Annotated in this window: 21 protein-coding genes and 1 pseudogene; 11 read left to right on the top strand and 11 right to left on the bottom strand. The window is 59.2% G+C overall.

Features of this window, described 5'->3' with window-relative positions; translation table 11 throughout:
• Positions 1–44: 44 nt before the first annotated feature.
• A complete protein-coding gene (locus BLU71_RS27875; protein WP_268893410.1) occupies positions 45–314 on the top strand; it encodes a DUF4291 family protein in 270 nt (89 codons plus the stop codon).
• A gap of 11 nt (positions 315–325) precedes the next feature.
• A complete protein-coding gene (locus BLU71_RS27870) occupies positions 326–535 on the top strand; it encodes a DUF4291 family protein (RefSeq protein ID WP_317615020.1) in 210 nt (69 codons plus the stop codon).
• Positions 536–645: 110 nt separating this feature from the next.
• Here the strand turns inward: BLU71_RS27870 and BLU71_RS06250 are convergent, their stop codons facing one another.
• Both BLU71_RS06250 and BLU71_RS27250 read right to left on the bottom strand, forming a co-directional pair.
• Positions 646–1,131 carry a hypothetical protein gene (locus BLU71_RS06250; RefSeq protein WP_083352564.1) on the bottom strand — a complete coding sequence of 162 codons (486 nt, stop codon included), beginning with the start codon at positions 1,129–1,131 and terminating at the stop codon, positions 646–648.
• A 607-nt stretch (positions 1,132–1,738) separates the two neighbouring features.
• Positions 1,739–2,089, bottom strand: a pseudogene (locus tag BLU71_RS27250) (POTRA domain-containing protein); the annotation flags it as partial.
• A 223-nt stretch (positions 2,090–2,312) separates the two neighbouring features.
• Here BLU71_RS27250 and BLU71_RS06235 point away from each other — a divergent pair.
• Complete coding sequence (locus BLU71_RS06235) at positions 2,313–3,131, top strand: alpha/beta fold hydrolase (RefSeq protein WP_064363468.1); 819 nt, start codon at positions 2,313–2,315, stop codon at positions 3,129–3,131.
• Positions 3,132–3,247: 116 nt separating this feature from the next.
• The gene (locus BLU71_RS06230; protein ID WP_064363469.1) at positions 3,248–3,871 is read left to right on the top strand and encodes a glutathione S-transferase family protein; all 624 of its coding nucleotides are present in this window, start codon (positions 3,248–3,250) and stop codon (positions 3,869–3,871) included.
• Positions 3,872–3,883: 12 nt separating this feature from the next.
• Here the strand turns inward: BLU71_RS06230 and ptrR are convergent, their stop codons facing one another.
• A complete protein-coding gene (gene ptrR / locus BLU71_RS06225) occupies positions 3,884–4,762 on the bottom strand; it encodes a putrescine utilization regulator PtrR (RefSeq protein ID WP_064363692.1) in 879 nt (292 codons plus the stop codon).
• A 103-nt stretch (positions 4,763–4,865) separates the two neighbouring features.
• Between ptrR and BLU71_RS06220 the strand changes: the two genes are divergently transcribed.
• A complete protein-coding gene (locus BLU71_RS06220) occupies positions 4,866–6,257 on the top strand; it encodes an aldehyde dehydrogenase family protein (protein ID WP_064363470.1) in 1,392 nt (463 codons plus the stop codon).
• A 790-nt stretch (positions 6,258–7,047) separates the two neighbouring features.
• Here BLU71_RS06220 and BLU71_RS06215 read toward each other — a convergent pair.
• The gene (locus tag BLU71_RS06215; protein WP_083352562.1) at positions 7,048–8,217 is read right to left on the bottom strand and encodes a DUF1624 domain-containing protein; all 1,170 of its coding nucleotides are present in this window, start codon (positions 8,215–8,217) and stop codon (positions 7,048–7,050) included.
• Positions 8,218–8,399: 182 nt separating this feature from the next.
• Here BLU71_RS06215 and BLU71_RS06210 point away from each other — a divergent pair, with 182 nt between their 5' ends.
• The gene (locus BLU71_RS06210; RefSeq protein WP_042606737.1) at positions 8,400–8,996 is read left to right on the top strand and encodes a paraquat-inducible protein A; all 597 of its coding nucleotides are present in this window, start codon (positions 8,400–8,402) and stop codon (positions 8,994–8,996) included.
• A complete protein-coding gene (locus BLU71_RS06205) occupies positions 8,993–9,679 on the top strand; it encodes a paraquat-inducible protein A (protein ID WP_083352561.1) in 687 nt (228 codons plus the stop codon). The genes BLU71_RS06210 and BLU71_RS06205 overlap by 4 nt, the downstream gene beginning before the upstream one ends.
• Here BLU71_RS06205 and BLU71_RS06200 read toward each other — a convergent pair.
• Positions 9,612–12,638, bottom strand: coding sequence for an FAD-binding and (Fe-S)-binding domain-containing protein (locus BLU71_RS06200; RefSeq protein WP_083352560.1), 3,027 nt, complete (start codon positions 12,636–12,638; stop codon positions 9,612–9,614). The two genes, BLU71_RS06205 and BLU71_RS06200, sit on opposite strands and share 68 nt — an antisense overlap.
• A gap of 157 nt (positions 12,639–12,795) precedes the next feature.
• Between BLU71_RS06200 and BLU71_RS06195 the strand changes: the two genes are divergently transcribed.
• Positions 12,796–13,680 carry a LysR substrate-binding domain-containing protein gene (locus BLU71_RS06195; RefSeq protein ID WP_083352559.1) on the top strand — a complete coding sequence of 295 codons (885 nt, stop codon included), beginning with the start codon at positions 12,796–12,798 and terminating at the stop codon, positions 13,678–13,680.
• 97 nt (positions 13,681–13,777) lie between these two features.
• Here BLU71_RS06195 and BLU71_RS06190 read toward each other — a convergent pair whose 3' ends face one another.
• Both BLU71_RS06190 and BLU71_RS06185 read right to left on the bottom strand, forming a co-directional pair.
• On the bottom strand, positions 13,778–15,052 hold the full coding sequence (locus BLU71_RS06190) for a glucarate dehydratase family protein (protein ID WP_083352558.1): 1,275 nt from the start codon (positions 15,050–15,052) through the stop codon (positions 13,778–13,780).
• A gap of 30 nt (positions 15,053–15,082) precedes the next feature.
• A complete protein-coding gene (locus tag BLU71_RS06185) occupies positions 15,083–16,450 on the bottom strand; it encodes an MFS transporter (RefSeq protein WP_065616155.1) in 1,368 nt (455 codons plus the stop codon).
• Between the two features lie 119 nt (positions 16,451–16,569).
• On the opposite strand from BLU71_RS06185, the gene BLU71_RS06180 reads away from it, so the two are divergent.
• Positions 16,570–17,469 carry a LysR family transcriptional regulator gene (locus BLU71_RS06180; protein ID WP_064363475.1) on the top strand — a complete coding sequence of 300 codons (900 nt, stop codon included), beginning with the start codon at positions 16,570–16,572 and terminating at the stop codon, positions 17,467–17,469.
• A gap of 104 nt (positions 17,470–17,573) precedes the next feature.
• Here the strand turns inward: BLU71_RS06180 and BLU71_RS06175 are convergent, their stop codons facing one another.
• On the bottom strand, positions 17,574–18,074 hold the full coding sequence (locus BLU71_RS06175; protein WP_328810087.1) for a DUF6338 family protein: 501 nt from the start codon (positions 18,072–18,074) through the stop codon (positions 17,574–17,576).
• Between the two features lie 70 nt (positions 18,075–18,144).
• The gene (locus tag BLU71_RS06170) at positions 18,145–18,480 is read right to left on the bottom strand and encodes a hypothetical protein (protein WP_064363476.1); all 336 of its coding nucleotides are present in this window, start codon (positions 18,478–18,480) and stop codon (positions 18,145–18,147) included.
• A 184-nt stretch (positions 18,481–18,664) separates the two neighbouring features.
• On the opposite strand from BLU71_RS06170, the gene BLU71_RS06165 reads away from it, so the two are divergent.
• The gene (locus BLU71_RS06165; protein WP_042606728.1) at positions 18,665–18,904 is read left to right on the top strand and encodes a hypothetical protein; all 240 of its coding nucleotides are present in this window, start codon (positions 18,665–18,667) and stop codon (positions 18,902–18,904) included.
• Between the two features lie 61 nt (positions 18,905–18,965).
• Here BLU71_RS06165 and BLU71_RS06160 read toward each other — a convergent pair whose 3' ends face one another.
• Entirely contained in the window at positions 18,966–19,163 is a 198-nt protein-coding gene (locus tag BLU71_RS06160; protein WP_065616154.1) for a DUF2188 domain-containing protein, read from the bottom strand.
• 219 nt (positions 19,164–19,382) lie between these two features.
• Here BLU71_RS06160 and BLU71_RS06155 point away from each other — a divergent pair, with 219 nt between their 5' ends.
• Complete coding sequence (locus BLU71_RS06155) at positions 19,383–19,745, top strand: NUDIX hydrolase (RefSeq protein WP_064363477.1); 363 nt, start codon at positions 19,383–19,385, stop codon at positions 19,743–19,745.
• 2 nt (positions 19,746–19,747) lie between these two features.
• On the opposite strand, the gene BLU71_RS06150 is transcribed toward BLU71_RS06155, so the two are convergent.
• Positions 19,748–19,990 carry a DUF1652 domain-containing protein gene (locus BLU71_RS06150; RefSeq protein WP_083352557.1) on the bottom strand — a complete coding sequence of 81 codons (243 nt, stop codon included), beginning with the start codon at positions 19,988–19,990 and terminating at the stop codon, positions 19,748–19,750.
• Between the last annotated feature and the right edge of the window lie 101 nt (positions 19,991–20,091).

Raw genomic sequence — 20,091 nt, 5'->3', positions numbered from 1 at the left:
AAACGCCAGGACGCCGACCATTTACGCGTCATTAAGCTTAGGGTATGAAAATGGTGAATCAGCTAGCGAGTTCAAATGCCACACCAATCCGCCAGATTCGCGGCTTATACGATGCGAACACCATCCGTGTTTACCAAGCTTATTCTGATGTCATTGCCGATGCCGCGCTAAGTCACGGCACCTTTGTTTCCCCGCCTTTCAAAATGGAACGGATGACATGGATAAAGCCATCCTTCCTGTGGATGATGCATCGGTCGGGATGGGGCTTGAAGGACACAAGACAGTCTCGAATTCTGGCCATCGATATTTCATGAGATGGGTTTGAATGGGCACGGAAGATTCCATGAGTGAGGAAGAATGGCTAAAACTTAAAAAGCAGACACCTGTCCGAATTCAGTGGGACCCAGATCGAGACGAACATCTCAAAGCTCAGATAAGCCGTGCCATTCAGATAGGCCTGAGCGCAAAAGCCGTCGAGCTCTATGTCAACGACATGGATCCAGAACATAAGCGATGTCACTCCACTTGCTCATGACATTCACGAGTTGCTGCTAAAGGGCGAGATTGAAAAAGCCAAAGAGCTCATCCCAATCGAATAATCCTATAATGCAGCAACTAGTGACTTGTAACCTACACCTTACTTTTTCATGGAATTAGCAATCGCACTGCAAGTTCTGACATTTCAGGAACGTCGACCTTCATCAACAACTGCAGTTTTTCCCGTGCATCATCCGCCCCTATTTCATATAGCGCGTAAATGCACTTAACTCCAAGCGCGTAATCGGAAGCAATGTATTGATGGTGAGTTAGCGCTGCTTTAAATAAATAATCAACCGCGCTAGGGTATTTAAACACCTTCAATTCCCTGGCGATATTTTCATGACTGGTGTGCCAATCCTGAATTAACAGACGGCACAAAATATCGGCACAATCCTGTGCAAATCCAAAAACAGAACCGAATATCAGCAGGCATTCAACATTATCAGAATCTTTGATTTCGAGCGCAACTTCCAACTCACGACGGAGATATCCATCAGGAATGTCGCCCCCAAAAAATATCTCAACCAATCTTTCCTTGGAAATTTTTTTTGACACCAAATCGATAATCAGATCCTGCTGCTCATGATTCATCGTTTAGCCTCCAATCGGAAAAGTCTGGCGAAAGCTCTGCGTGATGAGGTACATCATCAAGCGCAGAGCCTGGAGTGGATTTGTGAGCATCCCTCAGGGTCTGTCCACATTTATCCCATCTCCTATCTATCCCCTCTCAAGAAGCCCACTGGGTTTTCTCGGGAAACTCGCCTTTTACAAAGAGCCGAGCGAGCTTCATACCGGCTCTCTCCGACCATTTTCCGCTTACATCCAACGGGCACTCCTTTATGACGCTTATAGTTTCCTTTATTTTATCTAGCCGTATCAGACCTACATCGCCGCCCCGACCAAACGTATATTCAACATAATCTTCAGTCTCTATAACCTTGTCCATCTCTATATAAATAGCCACGTACACCTCTCAATCTAGCGGGCTTGGATAACGTATCTGTGTTTTATCATGAGAAACGCCATAATCCTGTCTAAATATACCCTCGAATCTGGACTCGAAATACTCATGCTTGAACAGCTGGATATCTTCCTGCTTAAAAGTACCACTTTGAAATCTCGACCAGGTTTCTGCGATGCCAGCATCAGGATCAAAACGACCTACACTTCCATCACGCATAGTATGTTCGTTGAAGAAAAGGACTTTAAGCAGCTCGTTGAGCTGCGGCACGCCGAGGCATTCGCCGATATAGGGTTCGAGCAGACGCGCCTTTTCGCGCTCGGACAGGCTGTCGGCGCCTTTGAGCTCAATGTCCTTGATGGTGAAACAGCGACTATCGGCGGGGGTCGTCGGTTGCGCTGGTCTGGCGTCTTTGCCGGGCAGGTCCTTGAGTTCTTCGAGACGCCGTTGCTGCTCTTCGAGCAAACGGTTCTGACGTTCGCGGATCAGGTCGGTTTCGCCGGGGGTGGGCGCAGCCCAAGCGGATTCAAGCGGAGAAAGGCAGAGCAAAGCCAAGCACCACCGCGCCGTGAAGGCGGGTGAAAACATCTTCGATCCCTCGACACAAAAAGTGACATCAAAATAGTGGCACGATATTAGATGACCATCATTTTGACATCAAACTTATGTTTGCACCGTTCATCGGGGTTCGTCGCGTTTTCAAACGTGTGAAACCAGCACCTGCGTACAAGTGACTTTCGGATTTTGCGCGGATAGTGGCCGTTGCCCATTCGGCATCTATTCTTGCCACACACGATCACAAGGAGTTTGCATGAGCACCTTCAAGACCCAAGACGGCACCGAGATCTATTACAAGGACTGGGGCAGCGGCAAGCCCGTGCTGTTCAGCCACGGCTGGCCGCTGGATGCCGACATGTGGGAATACCAGATGGAATACCTGAGCAGTCGCGGCTACCGCACTATCGCGTTCGACCGCCGTGGTTTCGGTCGCTCGGATCAGCCGTGGACCGGCTACGACTACGACACCTTCGCTGATGACATCGCCGGCCTGATCAACCATCTGGATCTGCGCGACGTGACCCTGGTCGGCTTTTCCATGGGTGGCGGCGACGTCAGCCGTTACATCGCCCGGCATGGCAGCGAGCGCGTTGCCGGTCTGGTATTGCTGGGTGCGGTCACGCCGCTGTTCGGCAAGAAAGCCGACTTCGCCGATGGCGTCGACAAATCGGTATTCGACGGCATCAAGGCTGGCCTGCTGAAGGATCGCGCGCAGTTCATCGCTGACTTCAACACGCCGTTTTACGGCATCAATCAGGGCCAGAAAATCTCTGACGGCGTGCTCACGCAAACTCTGAACATTGCGCTGCTGGCGTCGCTCAAGGGCACAGTCGACTGCGTAACCGCGTTCTCGGAAACCGACTTCCGCCCGGACATGGCCAAGATCGACGTGCCGACTCTGGTGATCCATGGCGATGGCGACCAGATCGTGCCGTTCGAAATCACCGGCAAGCAGGCCGCCGCGCAAATCAAGGACGCTGAGTTGAAGGTCTACGCAGGTGCGCCGCACGGGTTTGCCGTGACCCATGCGCAGGCGTTGAATGAGGATCTGCTGGCGTTCCTCAACCGCTGATTTCCGCTGGGCACAAGCGGCCGGTAAATGCTTATCCACCAAGGCCCGCGCAATGCGGGCCCTGTGTTTTGCGCTATGGTATTTTTCTGCGTCCGACACCAGGAGAAGGAAATCCCATGCTGCGAATTCTCGGCAAAGCCTCATCGATCAATGTGCGCAAAGTCCTGTGGACCTGCGCCGAACTGGACATCCCGTTCGAGCGTGAAGACTGGGGGTCGGGTTTCAAGTCGCCGAACACTCCGGAGTTTCTCGCGCTCAACCCCTGCGCCATGGTGCCGGTGATTCAGGACGGCGATTTCACCCTGTGGGAATCCAACACGATCATTCGGTATCTGGCGACGCGCTATGGCGGCGCGAATTTGTATCCCGCCGAGCCGATCGCCCGGGCGCGGGTCGATCAGTGGATCGACTGGCAGGCCTCGGAGCTGAATCGCTCATGGTCGTACCCGCTGATGGCGCTGGTGCGCAAGTCGACGGATTATCAGGACCGCGACGCCCTGGCCGCTGGCTGCCGGGACTGGACGCGGAACATGCAAATCCTCGATCGCCAACTGCACAAGACCGGTGCTTACGTCAGTGGCGAGCAGTTTTCCCTGGCGGATATCCCGATCGGGCTGTCGGTCAATCGCTGGTTCGAAACGCCGCTCGATCACGGGGACCTGGCTGCGGTGCGCGCCTACTACGATCGCTTGAATCAGCACGACGGTTATCGTTTGTACGGGCGCAACGGCACGCCGTAACCACGCCTGCGCTCAGCCCTGTTCACTCACCACGCCACGCTCCTCAAGCAACCGCACGAACATGCTCAGACTGCGCGACACCGTGCCCCGACGCCACACCAGCCAGGTAGTCAGATAGCGGAAATCCGCCGTCAGCGGCCAGACGCTGACCGTCGCGCTGCCGGGCATGCTTTGCAGCATTTTGCGCGGCATCAGCGCCAGGCCAGCACCGGCACTGACGCAGGCGAGCATGCCGTGGTAGGACTCCATTTCGAAAATCTTGCCGGGCACGGCGGCGTCAGTGCTGAACCATTTTTCGAAATGGTGACGGTAGGAACAGTTGGAACGAAAAGCGTAGATATTTTCGCCATTCACGTCCGCCGCACGCTCGACCGGTGAATGGTTGAGCGGCGCGATGATGACCATTTCCTCCTCGAACGCCGGCACGCCTTCCAGGGCCGGATGCAGTACCGGGCCGTCGACAAATGCAGCGGCGAGACGCCCGGACAGCACGCCGTCGATCATCGTCCCCGATGGGCCGGTCGAGAGGTCGAGGTCGACCTTCGGATGCTGCTGGTTGTACGCGGCCAGCAGTTCCGGAATGCGCACTGCCGCGGTACTTTCCAGCGAACCCAAAGGGAACGCGCCCTGGGGTTCTTCGCCCGCTACAGTGGCCCGGGCTTCTTGCACCAGATCGAGAATGCGCCGCGTGTACTCGAGAAAACTCCACCCGGCCGGTGACAGGCGCAGACGGCTTTTCTCGCGGATGAACAGATCGACGCCGAGATCCTGCTCCAGCTGTTTGATCCGCGTGGTCAGGTTCGACGGCACGCGATGAATCTGCGTGGCGGCGGCGCTGATGCTGCCGTGCTCGGCCACGGCCTTGAAGATTTCCAGTTGCACCAGATCCACAGGCATTCTCCAATCGTGAAAGAAACGATCTTTATTATTCAGTTTCCAGAAAACAAACACCACCCTACTCTTGGCCCATCCGACGAACATGAAGGACAACGCCATGAGCCAGATTTCCAGCCAGACCCACGCCATCTCGATCAACCCCGCCACCGGCGAGCAGATCGGTCACTACGCGTTTGAATCCGCCGCTGCCCTCGATGCAGCACTGACCCGCGCCGCTTACGGCTTCGGCAAGTGGAAGCGCAAGCCGCTGCAGGATCGCTCAAGCCTGCTGACCGCTCTGGCCGGCGCGCTGCGTGAAACCTCAGAAGCGATGGCGACGATGATCACCCAGGAAATGGGCAAGCCGATCACTCAGGCCCGTGGCGAAATCGAGAAATGCGCCAAGCTCTGCGAGTGGTACGCCGAACACGGCCCGGCCATGCTCGATGCTGAGGCCACACAAGTTGAAGGCGGCAAGGCGCGCATCGAGTATCGCCCGCTGGGGCCCATTCTGGCGGTGATGCCGTGGAACTTCCCGATCTGGCAGGTGCTGCGCGGCGCGGTGCCGACGCTGCTTGCCGGCAACACCTACGTGCTCAAGCATGCGCCGAACGTGATGGGCAGCGCTTATCTGCTGCGCGATGCGTTCGTCCGCGCCGGTTTCCCCGACGGCGTGTTCGAAGTGCTCAACGTCACCCCGGAAGGCGTTTCCACCGCCATCGCCGATCCGCGCATCGCCGCCGTGACGCTGACCGGCAGCGTCCGCGCCGGCATGGCCATCGGTGCTCAGGCCGGTGCAGCGTTGAAGAAGTGCGTGCTGGAGCTCGGCGGTTCCGATCCATTCATTGTGCTTAATGACGCCGATCTGGATGAAGCCGTGCATGCGGCGGTAGTCGGTCGTTATCAGAACTCCGGGCAGGTCTGCGCGGCTGCCAAGCGCCTGATCATCGAACAAGGAGTGGTCGAGGAATTCACGCGTAAGTTCGTTGAAGCTACACGCCAGTTGAAAATGGGCGATCCGCTGAACGCCGACACTTACATCGGGCCGATGGCGCGTTTCGATCTGCGTGACGAACTCGATCAGCAAGTGCGCGACACCCTTGAAGAAGGCGCGACGCTGTTGCTCGGTGGCAGAAAGGCCGAAGGCGCCGGCAACTACTATGAGCCGACGGTTCTGGCCGATGTCACTGACCGCATGACTTCGTTCAAACAGGAACTGTTCGGCCCGGTCGCCTCGATCATCACCGCCCGCGATTGCGCGCACGCCGTGGCTCTGGCCAACGACAGCGATTTTGGCCTGACCGCGACGATCTACACCGCCAACGTGGCGCTGGCCCAGCAACTGACCAGCGAACTGGAAACCGGCGGCGTGTTCATCAACGGCTACTCCGCCAGCGACCCGCGCGTGACCTTCGGCGGCGTGAAGAAGAGCGGCTTCGGTCGTGAGCTCTCGCACTTTGGCGTACGGGAATTCTGCAACGCGCAGACCGTGTGGCTGGATCGCAAATAAGCCAATCACGGTAGCAATTGTGGGAGCGAGCCTGCTCGCGAAAGCATTCTGTCAGTCGCCGAAAGTATTGACTGGCACGCCCTCTTCGCGAGCAGGCTCACTCCCACAGGGGCACGGCGGCGTATGTGAGTCGGGGCGCAACACCCTTCCACTGTGGGAGCGAGCCTGCTCGCGAAAGCAGTCTGTCAGTCGCCGAAAGTATTGACTGGCACACCCTCTTCGCGAGCAAGCTCACTCCCACAGGGGCACGGCGGCGTATGTAATGTGGGGCGCAACACCCTTCCATTGTGGGAGCGAGCCTGCTCGCGAAAGCATTCTGTCAGTCACCGAATGTATTGACTGACACCACCTCTTCGCGAGCAGGCTCGCTCCCACAGGGGCACGGCGGCGCAGGTGAGTCGGGGCGCAACACCTTCCATTGTGCGAGCGAGCCTGCTCGCGAAAGCATTCTGTCAGTCACCGAATGTATTGACTGACACCACCTCTTCGCGAGCAGGCTCACTCCCACAGGGGCACGGCGGCGCAGGTGAGTCGGGGCGCAACACCTTCCATTGTGCGAGCGAGCTTGCTCGCGAAAGCATTCTGTCAGTCGCCGAGAAAGTATTGACTGGCACGCCCTCTTCGCGAGCAGGCTCACTCCCACAGGGGGACGGCGGTGTAGGTGATGTGGGGCGCAACACCCTTCCATTGTGGGAGCGAGCCTGCTCGCGAAAGCATTCTGTCAGTCACCGAATGTATTGACTGACACCACCTCTTCGCGAGTAGGCTCGCTCCCACAAGTCCGCGCAAGTTACAGATATTTCAACCAGCTGATGTCCCGGCGCCGCGCTTTCAGTTGCGAAAACCAGCGCACTGCCGGGTACAACACCACGGCAAGGACCACCGCTGCCAGCCACACAGCCGCCACCGTCGAAAAGCCGAAATAGCTGCCCTGATTCAGGCCGAACAGCGCCACGCCAATCAGGTACAACACTTTCAACACGTACAGATGCAGCAGATAGAAAAACATCGGCGCCGAGCCGAATACGGTCAGCCAGCCAATCCAGCGGCGACTCTGCACGCGCTCGAAGGCGAGCAGCAGCAACAGGCCGGAGCTAACGGTCAATGCGATGAACAGCAGTGACGGCGGGTACTTGGTGATGTTGAAAAAGCTCATCAGCGTCTGCACCAGCGAATCGCTGACCGCCCACGGTTTCTCGCCGTAGCCGTTGATCAAGCGCAGTGCCGCAAACCCCAGCAACCCACCGACTCCGGCAAGCAGCAAACGACGCTGACGCACCGCCGCATCCATACTTCGGGCAAACCACGGGCCCAGCGCGTACCCCAAGCCGATCACACCGATCCACGGCAGCAGCGGGTACGAGGTACGCAAGCGCAGGGTGTCGCTGATCTCGATCCAGCCTCGATCATGCAGAATCGCCCAAGGCACATGCAGCGCCGACTCCACCGGGAAGTGCAGCGTATCAAGCAAGTTGTGTCCGGCGATGATCGCCAGGCTCAGCGTCAGCAACACCGCGCGCGGCAACCAGACCAGCAGCGCCAGCGCGATCATGCTCAGGCCGATCGCCCAAATCACTTGCAGGTAGATCACGCTGGGCGGTAACTGGAACGTCCAGGCGAAGTTGACGAGAGTGAATTCCAGCACCACCAGAAATAATCCGCGCTTGAACAGAAACGCGCTGACATCGGCTTTGCCGGCGTATTTTTCACCGTACAGCCAGGCCGACAGTCCGGTCAGCAAGACAAACACCGGCGCACACAAATGCGCCAGCGTGCGGCTGAAAAACAGCGCCGGCTCGGTGCTGGCGACGTCCATCGGATCGGAGACCTGGCGGTGCAGCAGGAAGGTTTCGCGCACGTGATCGAGCAGCATGAACAGGATCACCAGGCCTCTGAGCGCATCAATGGAGAGCAGCCGGCCAGTCGTCAATGGGGCAGAACGGGGAAGCACAGGGGTCATGGATCTTTCGCAATCGAGAGGGATAACACCGGACGGCCACACCGCCGCCCGCAAATTCTCGTTACCTTATAACATCAAAAAAGCAAAACCCAAACATCTCAGGATCAAGGTTGCCCATCGGCCCCGGCCTTCTATAGTGAACAGGTCTGCCCTGCCGTCGCGGCCTTCCTTGAGCGTTGTCCATGGTCAACACCGAACACCTGATCATCTGCGAGCACTGTGATTGCGTGTACGAAAAAGTCGTGCTCGCCAAGCACCAGAAAACCCTGTGCGTGCGCTGCGGTGGCGTGCTGCAGCGCTTCAACGGCCTGACGATCGAGCAGCGTCTGGCGCTGACGTTCACGGCGGCGATGCTGTGGCTGTTTGCCAATTTCTATCCGGTGATGAGCATCAGCCTCAAAGGCATGAAAAACAGCGCGACGCTGTGGGATTCGGTGCTGGCGCTGAGCCAGGGACCGATCACGTTTATCGCCATGGTCGCGGCGATTGCGATCATCATCGCCCCGGCCTTTCAGCTGGTGCTGCTGGTCTGGGTGCTGGGTTTTGCCCTCGGCCTGCGTCGGGCACCGGGGTTCAATCTGTGCATGCGCTGGCTGGAAACCCTGCGCCCGTGGAGCATGCTTGAGGTGTGTCTGCTGGGGGCGATGGTCGCAGTGTTCAAACTCGCCGGTCTGCTCGATGTGCTGCCCGGGATCGGCCTGTTCGCCCTGGCGGTGCTGAGCCTGATGATGATCCGCATTGCCGGCCGGGACATCCGCGAACTGTGGGACATTTTATGAAGCGTCCGCCGACCGCCAGCGAACTCAACCTGTGCCTGTGCCACAGCTGTGGCCTGGCCTGCGATATGACCGACGAGCCACACGAGTGCCCACGCTGCGATGCGCCGTTGCATCGGCGCAAAACCAATTCGCTGGCGCGCACCTGGGCGTACATGCTCGCCGCGCTGGCCTTTTATGTTCCCGCCAATCTGCTGCCGGTGATGAACACGGTGATGCTCGGCAACGGTGCCGACAGCACGATCATGAGCGGCGTGCTGGAGTTCTGGGAAGCCGGGGCGTGGGACATTGCCTTGATCATTTTCATCGCCAGCATCGCGGTGCCGGGGATCAAATTCGTCGCCCTGACCCTGCTACTGATCACCGTCCAGCGAAACAGCGATTGGGCGCGCAGGGAACGTTCGAAGTTATATCGCTTCGTCGAGCTGATCGGTTACTGGTCGATGCTCGACGTGCTGGTGGTCGCGCTGGTCGCGGCACTGGTGAAATTCCAGGCGCTGGGCGATATCGAGCCACGACCGGGTATCCTGTTCTTCGGCCTGGTCGTGGTGTTCACCATGCTCGCGGCGATGAGTTTCGACCCGCGCCTGATCTGGGACCAGGACACCAGCGACACGATCAGCGACGCAGAGCCTCCAGCAACACCTGCAACGGATGGCGCAGCGCCCGATCCGACTGGCGCTTGACCTGGCTGCGGCAGGAATAGCCGGTCGCCAACGCCTCGCCCTGCTCCGCCGGCGCCTGCACCTGACGCGCCCACGACTGCTCGTAAATCAACGCCGACGTCTGGCGATTGCGTGCCTCGTGGCCATAGGTGCCGGACATCCCGCAGCAACCGGTGGCTTGCGTCGCCAGCTGCAAACCGGCACGTTCGAAAACCTGTTCCCACTGCCGGGTCGCGGCCGGCGCGTTGGTCTTCTCCGTGCAATGGGCGAGCAGGCGGAACGCTTTGGCCTGAGTCTTAGGCGTCTGCTCCGGCATGACTTCGAGCAACCATTCCTGCACCAGCGCCACTTGCGGACAGGCCTGCAGGCCCGGGACGTTCAAGTACTCCTGACGGTAGACCAGGGTCATCGCCGGATCGAGCCCCAGCAGCGGCACGCCAGTCTGCGCCAGCGCCTGCAATTGCTCAGCGTTGCGCAACGCCGCCCGATTGAACGCCGAAAGAAAGCCCTGCACATGCAGCGGTTTGCCGTTGGCGCTGAACGGTGCCAGATACACCTGATAACCCAGGCGCGAAATCAGCTCGACCAGATCCGCCAACAACGGCGCTTCGAAGTAGCGTGTGAAGGCGTCCTGCACGATGACCACGCTGCGTTCGCGTTGCTCCGGCGTGAGCGTCGACAGTGTCGCAACCGTCGCTGGCTGCACCTGCCAACGACGCATCGCCGCGTGGAAATCGAAACGGCTGAGCAACGGCACATCGACCATGCCGCCGATACGCGCCAGTGCGCCACGCACCCGGCCAGCGCCCATCAAACCGTTATACAGCGCCGGAATTCGCGCCATGTACGGGATCGTATATTCCAGCGAAGCAATCAGATAATCCCGCGCCGGACGCAGGTAACGGCTGTGATACAGCTCAAGAAAGCGCGAGCGGAATTCCGGCACGTTGACCTTGACCGGGCATTGCCCCGCGCAGGATTTACAGGCCAGGCAACCGGCCATGGCGTCATACACCTCATGGGAAAAGTCCGCCGACGGATCGCGACTGTTACGCCAACGCTGCCACAGCGTGCGGAAGAACGCCGGTTGGCGAATCGCATCCGAAAGCACATCAACACCCGCCTCTCCCTGCAACCGCAGCCATTCGCGAATCAGCGAGGCGCGGCCTTTAGGTGACTGCGCACGCTCGCGGGTGGCTTTCCACGACGGGCACATGGCGTCATCGGGATCGAAGTTGTAGCAGGCGCCGTTGCCGTTGCAATGCATGGCGGCACCGTAGCTCTGCCAGACCTTCTCGTCGATCTGCCGATCCAGTTCGCCACGCAGGGTCACTTCATCGATCTTCAGCAGCGCCGCGCCGCCGTTGGCAGGCGTGGCGATCTTGCCCGGGTTGAACTGGTTGAACGGGTCGAACGCTGCTTTCAAGGCTTGCAGCGCCGGATACAGTTCGCCAAAGAATGCCGGCGCGTACTCCGAACGCAGGCCCTTGCCATGTTCGCCCCAGAGCAGGCCGCCGTAGCGCTGGGTCAATGCCGCGACACCATCGGACACCGGGCGCACCAGCGCCGCTTGCTGCGGGTCTTTCATGTCGAGGATCGGCCGCACGTGCAACACACCGGCGTCGACATGGCCGAACATGCCGTACTGCAAACCATGGCTATCGAGCAGGTCGCGCAGTTCGGCGATGTATTCGGCCAAGTGCTGCGGCGGCACGGCGGTGTCCTCGACGAAGGGCTGCGGGCGGGCTTCACCGGCGACGTTGCCGAGCAGGCCCACCGCACGTTTGCGCATGCCGTAGACCTTGTTCACCGCTGCCTGACCGACCGCCAGCGTGTGGCCCAAGCGCTCCACGGTGCGATCATTTTTCAGGTGTTCGACGAACACTTCGACGCGACGCTGCAAATCTTCGGGGTCGTCGCCGCAGAACTCGACAAGGTTGATCCCCAAAGTCGGGCGCTCAGCGTTTTCGGGAAAATACTCGGCAACACCGTGCCAGACGATGTCCTGCATCGCCAGCAACAAGACCTTGGAATCGACGGTTTCAATCGACAACGGCTTGAGCGCCATCAACGCCCGCGCATCGCGCAGTGCATCCATGAACCCGGCGTAGCGGATATTGACCAGCATCGTATGTTTGGGGATCGGCAGCACGTTGAGACGCGCTTCGACAACGAAGCCCAGCGAGCCTTCCGCGCCACAGAGTACGCTGTTGAGATTGAAGCGCCCGTCGGCCTCGCGCAGGTGCGCCAGGTCATAACCGGTCAGGCAACGGTTGAGATCGGGGAAGCGTGCCTTGATCAGCTCGCCCTGCTCATCAATGATCTGCCGTGCACAACGATGGACTTCGCCGACCCGATCATTGCGAGCGCACTGCCTTTCAAGCTCATCCTCCGTCAGTGCCAGACCGTGCAGACGCTCGCCGCCGCGCAGGATCATCTCAAGTTCCAGCACATGGTCGCGGGTCTTGCCGTAGGTGCAACTGCCCTGGCCACTGGCGTCGGTATTGATCATGCCGCCGACCGTGGCGCGGTTCGAGGTCGACAATTCCGGGGCGAAAAACAACCCGGCGGATTTCAACGCGGCGTTGAGCTGATCCTTGACCACCCCGGCCTGCACCCGCACCCAGCGCTGTTCGACGTTGATTTCCAGGATGCGGTTCATGTGCCGCGACAGGTCGACGACGATGCCGTCCGTCAGCGACTGGCCGTTGGTGCCGGTGCCGCCGCCACGCGGGGTGATCACTACGTTCTCGTAGGCGGGCTCGGCAATCAGCCGTGCTACCCGCGCCACATCGCCCGCATCCAGCGGAAACACCGCCGCTTGCGGCAGGCGCTGGTAGATCGAGTTATCGGTAGCGAGCACCACGCGGCTGGCGTAATCGGCGCTGATTTCACCGCGAAAGCCGCTGTCTTTCAGGGCCGCGAGGAATTGTTGGTAATCGCCGGTGAGGGCTTTGGCGGGCGACAGCTGGGCAATCATCGGTCAGGTCATCTCGGTCAAATCGGGCTGTGTGGCGGTGAACAGTTGTGCGCAACGAATGATTGCGTCAGGCTCCGCCATCTGATTGCGCCCATGTTCATTGCTGGCAAACCTTGGAACAAGCGTAAATTCGGCCCGCTATCAATGAGTTTTACGAATGAATCCGCGCACCCTCACGCCGTCCATGTCGCTGCTCCTGGCTTTCGAGGCCGCCGCCCGGCACGAAAGCTACACCCGCGCCGCCCATGAACTGTCACTGACGCAGAGCGCGGTCAGCCGGCAGGTACAGATTCTCGAGAAGATGCTCGGCATGCGCCTGTTCACTCGCGAAGGCCGGCAGGTGGTACTGACCGATGTCGGGCGCATGTATCAGCGCGAGCTCGCCGAAGCCCTTGGGCAGATTCGCAGCGCGACGTTGCAGGCGATGGCGTTTGGTTCGGGCATTCACAGCCTGCGCCTGGCGACGTTGCCGACCTTCGGGTCGAAATGGCTGCTGCCACGGCTGAAGGATTTCTACACGGCGCACCCGGGCATGACCGTGCACCTGCACTCGCGGATCGAGACCATCGACTTCGACACCAGCGAAATCGACGCCGCCATCTGCGTTGGCGGGGGTGAGTGGCCAGGCCTGACTGCCCTGCCCTTGCACACCGAAGAACTGGTGGCGATTGCCAGCGCGCAGCTGTCGGAAACTGAACGCGACGAGGCCGAGGGGAACATCGCCGGGCAGTTGCTGCTCAACGTCAGCAGCAATGCCCAGGCGTGGGCGGAATGGTTCAGCCATCATCAACTGCCGCACCGCAGCATGAGGATCGGGCCGAGCTTTGAGATGACCTCTCACTTGATTCAGGCGGTACGCGCCAATATCGGCGTGGGCCTGGTGCCGCGAATTCTGGTCGGGGAAGAATTGCTCAAGGGCGAATTGCTGCAACTGGGCGAGCCAATTACCAGCCGGCGCAGCTATTACCTGGTGTATCCGCCGCGCAATGAGAATCTGCCTTCGTTGAAGGCGTTTCGGGATTGGCTGCTGGAGACGCTTTGACAGCACCGGCGCCATCGCGAGCAGGCTCACTCCTACAGGGGAGCGCATTTCAAACTGCAGGAGTGAGCCTGCTCGCGATAGCGCCAAATCAGACACCTCAGAATCGGGGTTTGACCGCCCGCCAATCCGCCTTGTACCGCTGCATCTGCCGCACATCATCCCTCTGGCGAATCCCGCAGGTCAGGTACTGATCATGCAGCTTGCCCAGTTGCTCATGATCCAGTTCCAGCCCCAGCCCGGGCGCCCTGGTGATCTTCACGCAGCCATCGACGATCGGTAGCTTGCCGCCCTTGATCACTTCCTCGTCCGGCTCCTGCCACGGGTAGTGAGTGTCACAGGCGTAATCCAGATTCGGCACCGCCGCCGCGACGTGCGCCATGGCCATCAGGCTGATGCCCAGGTGCGAGTTGGAATGCATCGACACGCCGAGCCCGAATACCTCGCACATTTTCGCCAGCGTCTGCGTATCACGCAGACCACCCCAGTAATGGTGGTCGGCAAGGACGATCTGCACACTGTTCTGCGCAACGCTGCGGCGGAACTCGTCGAAATCGGTGACCACCATATTGGTCGCCAGGGGCAGACCGGTGCGCTTGTGCAATTCGGCCATGCCATCAAGGCCGGGGGTCGGGTCTTCGTAATACTGCAGATCATCGCCGAGTAGTTCGGCCATGCGAATCGCCGTCTCCAGCGACCAGTTGCCGTTTGGGTCGATGCGCAGCGGAAATCCCGGAAAGGCTTTTTTCAGCGCCTTGATGCACGCCACTTCATGCTCCGGCGGCAAGGTGCCAGCCTTGAGCTTGATGCTCTTGAATCCGTACGCCTCGATCATCCGCGCGGCCTGCGCGACGATCTGCTGCTCGTTCAGCGCCTCGCCCCAGTTGTCCGGCTTGTAAGGCGAGTCGATATGCTCGGCGTATTTGAAAAACAGGTAGGCGCTGAACGGCACTTCCTCGCGGATCGCCCCGCCGAGCAGGTCCACCAGCGGCACATTCAGGTAGTGCGCCTGCAAATCGAGAAACGCCACTTCGAATGCCGAGTAGGCATTACTCACCGCTTTGCTGGCGTGGGAACCGGGCGCCAGTTCGGCGCCAGCGATGCTTGCGGGTTTATTCGCCGCCACGGTGGCTTGTACGATCGCGCGCAATTGATTGAGATTGAACGGATCAAGGCCGATCAACTGACTCTGCAATTGTTGCTGGATCGCCAGCGCCGGGGCATCGCCGTAGCTTTCGCCGAGGCCGATGTAGCCGTTGTCACTCTCGATCTCGATGATCGAGCGCAAGGCAAAAGGTTCGTGGATGCCACTGGCGTTGAGCAGTGGCGGATCGCGGAAGGCAATCGGGGTGACGCTGACACGGGTGATTTTCAAGATGACGCTCCTGACAGATCAACAATCGATTCAGTGGCTCGCAGCCGGACGAACCGGCGCCACAACGGCGGCTTCGTCACTTGGCTTTGCCGGGATTTGGCCTTTGGCACCGGGCGCTGTGCGGGCGAAGAAGATCACCACGGCGGCGACCAGCGATGTCGCTGCCAGGCCATACAGGCCGCCTTCGATGGAGCCGGTGGTTTGTTCGAGAATGCCGAACGCGGTCGGCGCGACAAAGCCGCCAAGGTTGCCAATGGAGTTGATCAGCGCGATCACCGCCGCAGCGATGCGTGCATCCAGATAGCTTTGCGGGATCGGCCAGAACAGCGCCGACGCCGCTTTGAAGCCGATGGCCGCGAAACAGATGGCGACGAAAGCAAACACCGGCCCGCCCGTGGTCGACATGAACATGCCGATGGCCGCGATCACCAGGGTCAGCGCGACCCAGGCCTGTTGGAATTTCCACTTGCCGGCCATCGCTGCAAAGCCGTACATGGCGACAATCGAAATAATCCAGGGAACCGAATTAAGCAGCCCGACCTGGAAATCTCCGAGGTTGCCCATCTTCTTGATCATGCTTGGCAGCCAGAACGTCGCGCCATAGATGGTCAGGGCAATGGAGAAATAGATGAAGCAGAACAGCGCGATCTGCCGGTCGGCCAGCAGCTTGAACATCGACGGCTTGGCGACTTGTACCGCTTCGCGGGCGCGCTGTTCCTCGGCAATCGCCGCGACCAGTGCGTCTCGCTCTTCCTCGCTGAGCCATTTCGCTTGCCGCGGATGCGATTGCAGCCAGAACCAGACGAATGCGCACAACACCACCGAGGCCGCGCCTTCGATCAGAAACATCCATTGCCAGCCGTGCATGCCCAAGCCACTGATATGCAGGAGCGCACCGGAGACCGGGCCGGAAATCACCGAGGCAATCGCCGAGCCGCTGAGAAACACCGCCATGGTTTTGCCGCGCTCGGACGCCGGCAGCCACTGGGTGAAGTAGTAAATGATGCCCGGGAAGAACCCGGCCTCCGCCGCGCCAAGGATAAAGCGCAGTACATAGAAACTGGTTTCACCCTGGACAAATGCCATGGCCATGGCCGCAGCGCCCCAGGTGAACATGATCCGGGTCAGCCAGACCCGCGCGCCGTAGCGCTGCAACAACATGTTCGATGGCACTTCGAACAATGCGTAACCGATAAAAAACAGACCGGCACCCAGTCCATAAGCCGCCGCGCCGATGCCCAGATCGGTCTCCAGATGGCTGCGCACGAAACCGATGTTGACCCGATCGATGTAATTGACGATGAACATCACTACGAACAGCGGCAGCACATGGCGCTTGACCTTGGCGGCGGCGCGGGCAAGCACCGTGATGTCCGGCGAATTCTGGAGGGTTTTCAAGGGGCGACTCCCGATCTTGTTTTTTTAGGGATGGCTTGAAGCGATGAGCCGATCATGGACGCCGCGCATTGATCCCGTCTAATCTAAACTGGCATTCGATTGATACCCGGATTAGATCAATGTTCGAACTCACCCAACTGCGCTGTTTCACCACGGTCGCCACGGAACTCAACTTCCGCCGCGCCGCCGAACGCCTGAACATGACCCAGCCGCCGCTGAGTCGGCAGATTCAATTGCTCGAACATCACCTTGGCGTCGAGCTGTTCACCCGCAGCACCCGCAGCGTTGCGCTGACGGCGGCGGGCCGGGCGTTTTTCGTTGAAGCGCAGAATCTGCTGGAGCGCGCACAGCAAGCGGCGGTCACCGCGCGCCGGTTTGCCGAGGGCGATATTGGTACGGTGAACATCGCGTTCGTCGGCAGCGCGGTGTATGAGTTTCTGCCCAAGGTGATCGCCGAAGCGCGACTCAAGCAGCCCCAGGTAAAAATCGATCTGGCAGAGATGAACACCTATCAGCAGCACGAGGCGTTGAGGGCTCGCCGTATCGACTTGGGCATCGCCCGGGCGCCATTGCAGGAACCGGGCTATGCCACCGAATGCCTGGTGCGCGAGCCGTTCGTGCTGGCGGTACCGAGCGGGCATCGGCTGGCAAACGCGGCTGAAGTGTCAGTCGCTGATCTGGATAAACAACCGTTCCTGATGTACTCCCATGAAGCTTATCCGCCGTTCAACGAACTGTTGACCGGTACGCTGCGTTCAGCGCGGGTGGCACCGGATTACGTGCAATGGCTGGGGTCTTCGCTGACGATTCTGGCGCTGGTCAACGCCGGCATGGGTCTGGCACTGGTACCGCGTTGCGCGACCAGCGTGGTGTTCAGGAATGTGGTGTTTCGCGAGATCGATCTCGGCGAAGGGGTGCAGAGCGAGCTGCATCTGATCTGGCGGGAGAACAATGACAACCCGGCGTTCGCGATGTTGCTGGAGGCGATTCGCCGGGCGGTGGTGGAGGGTTGGGGCTGAGGAAGCTTATCGTGTAGGCCGGGGTTTCAGAGGCGGCGGCGCACTGGGCCCCTTGATCAACGGCACTTCAAGCATTTTCCCGTCCGGCCCGACAAAGAGTCGCTCTAAATGCTTTGGCATGGGTTGTGGTGCTCTGGCAGTTGGCATGCTGATCCCTCTGATGTTGGGCTGAACTCAACCCATTTGACTTTGGCGGAATCTATCAATAAAAACTCGGCGCCAATAGGTGCCGGTTGGCCATCATCGCTGAGCCAACGCGGGTATTTCATCACGAACTGACCATTGGATGATTCGCGTGGCCACTCGACGGGCCAGCCTAATACGCGCCTTTCGTCATTTAAATGCAGGGTTATGAAGCGCTCATATTGGGAAAAAGCGCAGAACCATTCACTCGGATAAGAAGATTGTTTCGTGACGTTTCGCCGGCGTAACCAGCCATGCAATTTGTCATTCGTAGCCAGGTAACAGGCAAACAATCCCAGCATCAGCGAAAACACAAATGCCCAGAGCGTTTGCGCCCGATCATCCCAGCGTCCTAATGAAAACCCCTTCGAGCCGATCCACAGACAGAGATTGCCCACCGCCAACACCGCGCCCTGAATCAAATCTCCATCCAGGAAAAAAGGCAGACACCGGGGATTCGGTGTCTGCCTTTGCTGTGAATCAGAGGCGTGGCTACAGGCAGTCACGCACCGATTGGCGCAGCGACCCGGACTTGGCCCATGGCGGCCCTTGGTAAAGGGACACTTTGCTGCCGTCCTTGTACTTGACGATATCGAGAATCTCATCCGCCGTGATAATGCTCGGCGCGGTAATTCGATAGCCGTTGGAAATCGACGTCTGCGCAGTCTTGGCGACGTCCTTCTGCCACAACGGTAACAAACATGCCGCATATTCTCTGGGAGGCTTGTCACTGGTCTTGCTGAGGTTTGGCTCGCCCGGCACCAACGATGCTGGTAACGAGCAACCCGTCAACAGGGCCAATGCCAAAGTGCCGATCCATACGCGCATGCTGTTTACCTGATCTGAAAAAAAGCGAATGTACCGTTTAACCGCGTGCACATCCATCGTGGCACCCCGCCGTTATCGGCGATCGGACAATTTTTTACATCGGTTCAGCCGAGCGTCAGATGACCCGGTTGCATCTGGAAAAATGCGACTACTCTTTTCTACCGAGAATGTTCTGGAGGTGATCATGCGGCTCAATGAATACGAACACGAACTTCAACGGGATCTGCAAAGCGTGGCGTCCGACCTGAGGTGGTCGGCAGTCGACCTCAAGCGCATCGCTGAACAGCTGCGCAAATCGGGTAACGAGGCAGACGCCCAGACCGTTTTGCGCTCTTGCGAAATCCTGCAAAGCGACGAGGAAAGATTGCAAGGTTATGCCAAGGAGGTAAAAGCCCGGACCATCAGCCGATCCAAAATCCACTGACGCCGATGCGCCTGCTTCAACAAAAAAGCCCCGGTCGCAACCGGGGCTTCATGACTACATGTCAACCGACTTTGTGACTCTGCACCGGCCTGGAGCGTTTTTTATAGCCGGGAAGCGCCGCCGCATAGGCCATCGCCTCCTCCCTGCTGGTGAATGACGCCAATCGATCGCCCTGCGTGCAGACCCGCCAGGGGCCGTTGTTCACGCTGAGCACGTCATAACCGTTCATGTGCAGCTTGTTCAGCATTGGAATGCTCATGAGCACCTCCTTTTTGCCAACGGTGTTTTCGGTGTACGTGTTCACCTTACACCGGGTCCCCGCTGCGGTGTAAACCGGATGTCGCGTCCCTTACCGTCAATAGGCCGGCACTTTTCCACATGCAGAAGGCTCCCAATTAAACGGGAACCTTTAAACCCGCGCACGGCTCGAATATTGCAGTTCAATTACAGTTTTATGACATCAACCAGCAAGGCATCCATGAAAGTACGCGCTACCGTCATCTGCGAGCAGGATCGTCACATCCTCCTCGTGCGCAAACCCCGTCATCCGTGGTCATTGCCCGGCGGCAAGGTCGAGCGCGGGGAAACCCGCGCGGCCGCTGCCGTGCGCGAGTTGCAGGAAGAAACCGGGCTGAATGCCGATGAAGTGCTGTACTTGATGGACCTGCAGTCCGGTAGCACGCGGCATCACGTTTACGAGGCCTCAGTGGTCAACATCGACGATGTCCGCCCACAGAACGAAATCGTCGATTGCATCTGGTTTCCGCTCGATGCCGTGCACAATCTCGAAACCAACGACGCCACGCGGCGCATCGTGCAGGCCTTTCAACGGCGTTTATAAAGTCAGCCGGCGAAAGCCCGGCGTCCCGCGCTCATTTCAGTGCGCAACTCACCGATGAAATTGGAAATGTCCCGGATGGTCACCAGATGTTCGGGAGAAACGCCATCCAGCAACAGTTCAATACGCCCGCTGCCCGGCTCATACACCTCGATGCGCAACAACCCCTGCGCCGTTGGCGCGCAATCACATTTGTAGTTAGGGAAGCCTGACTCGACGATGCGACAAATATCGGCAATGGCAAGCATGGACGGACGCCTCGCAGGCGGAATCGATCCAACGAGCATAGATGCAGGAAGTGTTCATTGCCCGGCCCGAAAATGCCAAGCCGATCACAGATTACTTACGC

Source organism: Pseudomonas moraviensis (assembly GCF_900105805.1).
GTDB lineage: Bacteria > Pseudomonadota > Gammaproteobacteria > Pseudomonadales > Pseudomonadaceae > Aquipseudomonas > Aquipseudomonas moraviensis_A.
Note: the sequence above shows the minus strand (reverse complement) of the source record. Positions and strands in the feature narration are given on the sequence as shown.

Coding starts and splice junctions, on each gene's coding strand:
- BLU71_RS27875 (WP_268893410.1), top strand. CDS start 45: ATGAAAATGGTGAATCAGCTAGCGAGTTCAAATGCCACACCAATCCGC.
- BLU71_RS27870 (WP_317615020.1), top strand. CDS start 326: ATGGGCACGGAAGATTCCATGAGTGAGGAAGAATGGCTAAAACTTAAA.
- BLU71_RS06250 (WP_083352564.1), bottom strand. CDS start 1,131: ATGAATCATGAGCAGCAGGATCTGATTATCGATTTGGTGTCAAAAAAA.
- BLU71_RS06235 (WP_064363468.1), top strand. CDS start 2,313: ATGAGCACCTTCAAGACCCAAGACGGCACCGAGATCTATTACAAGGAC.
- BLU71_RS06230 (WP_064363469.1), top strand. CDS start 3,248: ATGCTGCGAATTCTCGGCAAAGCCTCATCGATCAATGTGCGCAAAGTC.
- BLU71_RS06220 (WP_064363470.1), top strand. CDS start 4,866: ATGAGCCAGATTTCCAGCCAGACCCACGCCATCTCGATCAACCCCGCC.
- BLU71_RS06215 (WP_083352562.1), bottom strand. CDS start 8,217: ATGACCCCTGTGCTTCCCCGTTCTGCCCCATTGACGACTGGCCGGCTG.
- BLU71_RS06210 (WP_042606737.1), top strand. CDS start 8,400: ATGGTCAACACCGAACACCTGATCATCTGCGAGCACTGTGATTGCGTG.
- BLU71_RS06205 (WP_083352561.1), top strand. CDS start 8,993: ATGAAGCGTCCGCCGACCGCCAGCGAACTCAACCTGTGCCTGTGCCAC.
- BLU71_RS06200 (WP_083352560.1), bottom strand. CDS start 12,638: ATGATTGCCCAGCTGTCGCCCGCCAAAGCCCTCACCGGCGATTACCAA.
- BLU71_RS06195 (WP_083352559.1), top strand. CDS start 12,796: ATGAATCCGCGCACCCTCACGCCGTCCATGTCGCTGCTCCTGGCTTTC.
- BLU71_RS06180 (WP_064363475.1), top strand. CDS start 16,570: ATGTTCGAACTCACCCAACTGCGCTGTTTCACCACGGTCGCCACGGAA.
- BLU71_RS06170 (WP_064363476.1), bottom strand. CDS start 18,480: ATGCGCGTATGGATCGGCACTTTGGCATTGGCCCTGTTGACGGGTTGC.
- BLU71_RS06165 (WP_042606728.1), top strand. CDS start 18,665: ATGCGGCTCAATGAATACGAACACGAACTTCAACGGGATCTGCAAAGC.
- BLU71_RS06160 (WP_065616154.1), bottom strand. CDS start 19,163: ATGAGCATTCCAATGCTGAACAAGCTGCACATGAACGGTTATGACGTG.
- BLU71_RS06155 (WP_064363477.1), top strand. CDS start 19,383: ATGAAAGTACGCGCTACCGTCATCTGCGAGCAGGATCGTCACATCCTC.
- BLU71_RS06150 (WP_083352557.1), bottom strand. CDS start 19,990: ATGCTTGCCATTGCCGATATTTGTCGCATCGTCGAGTCAGGCTTCCCT.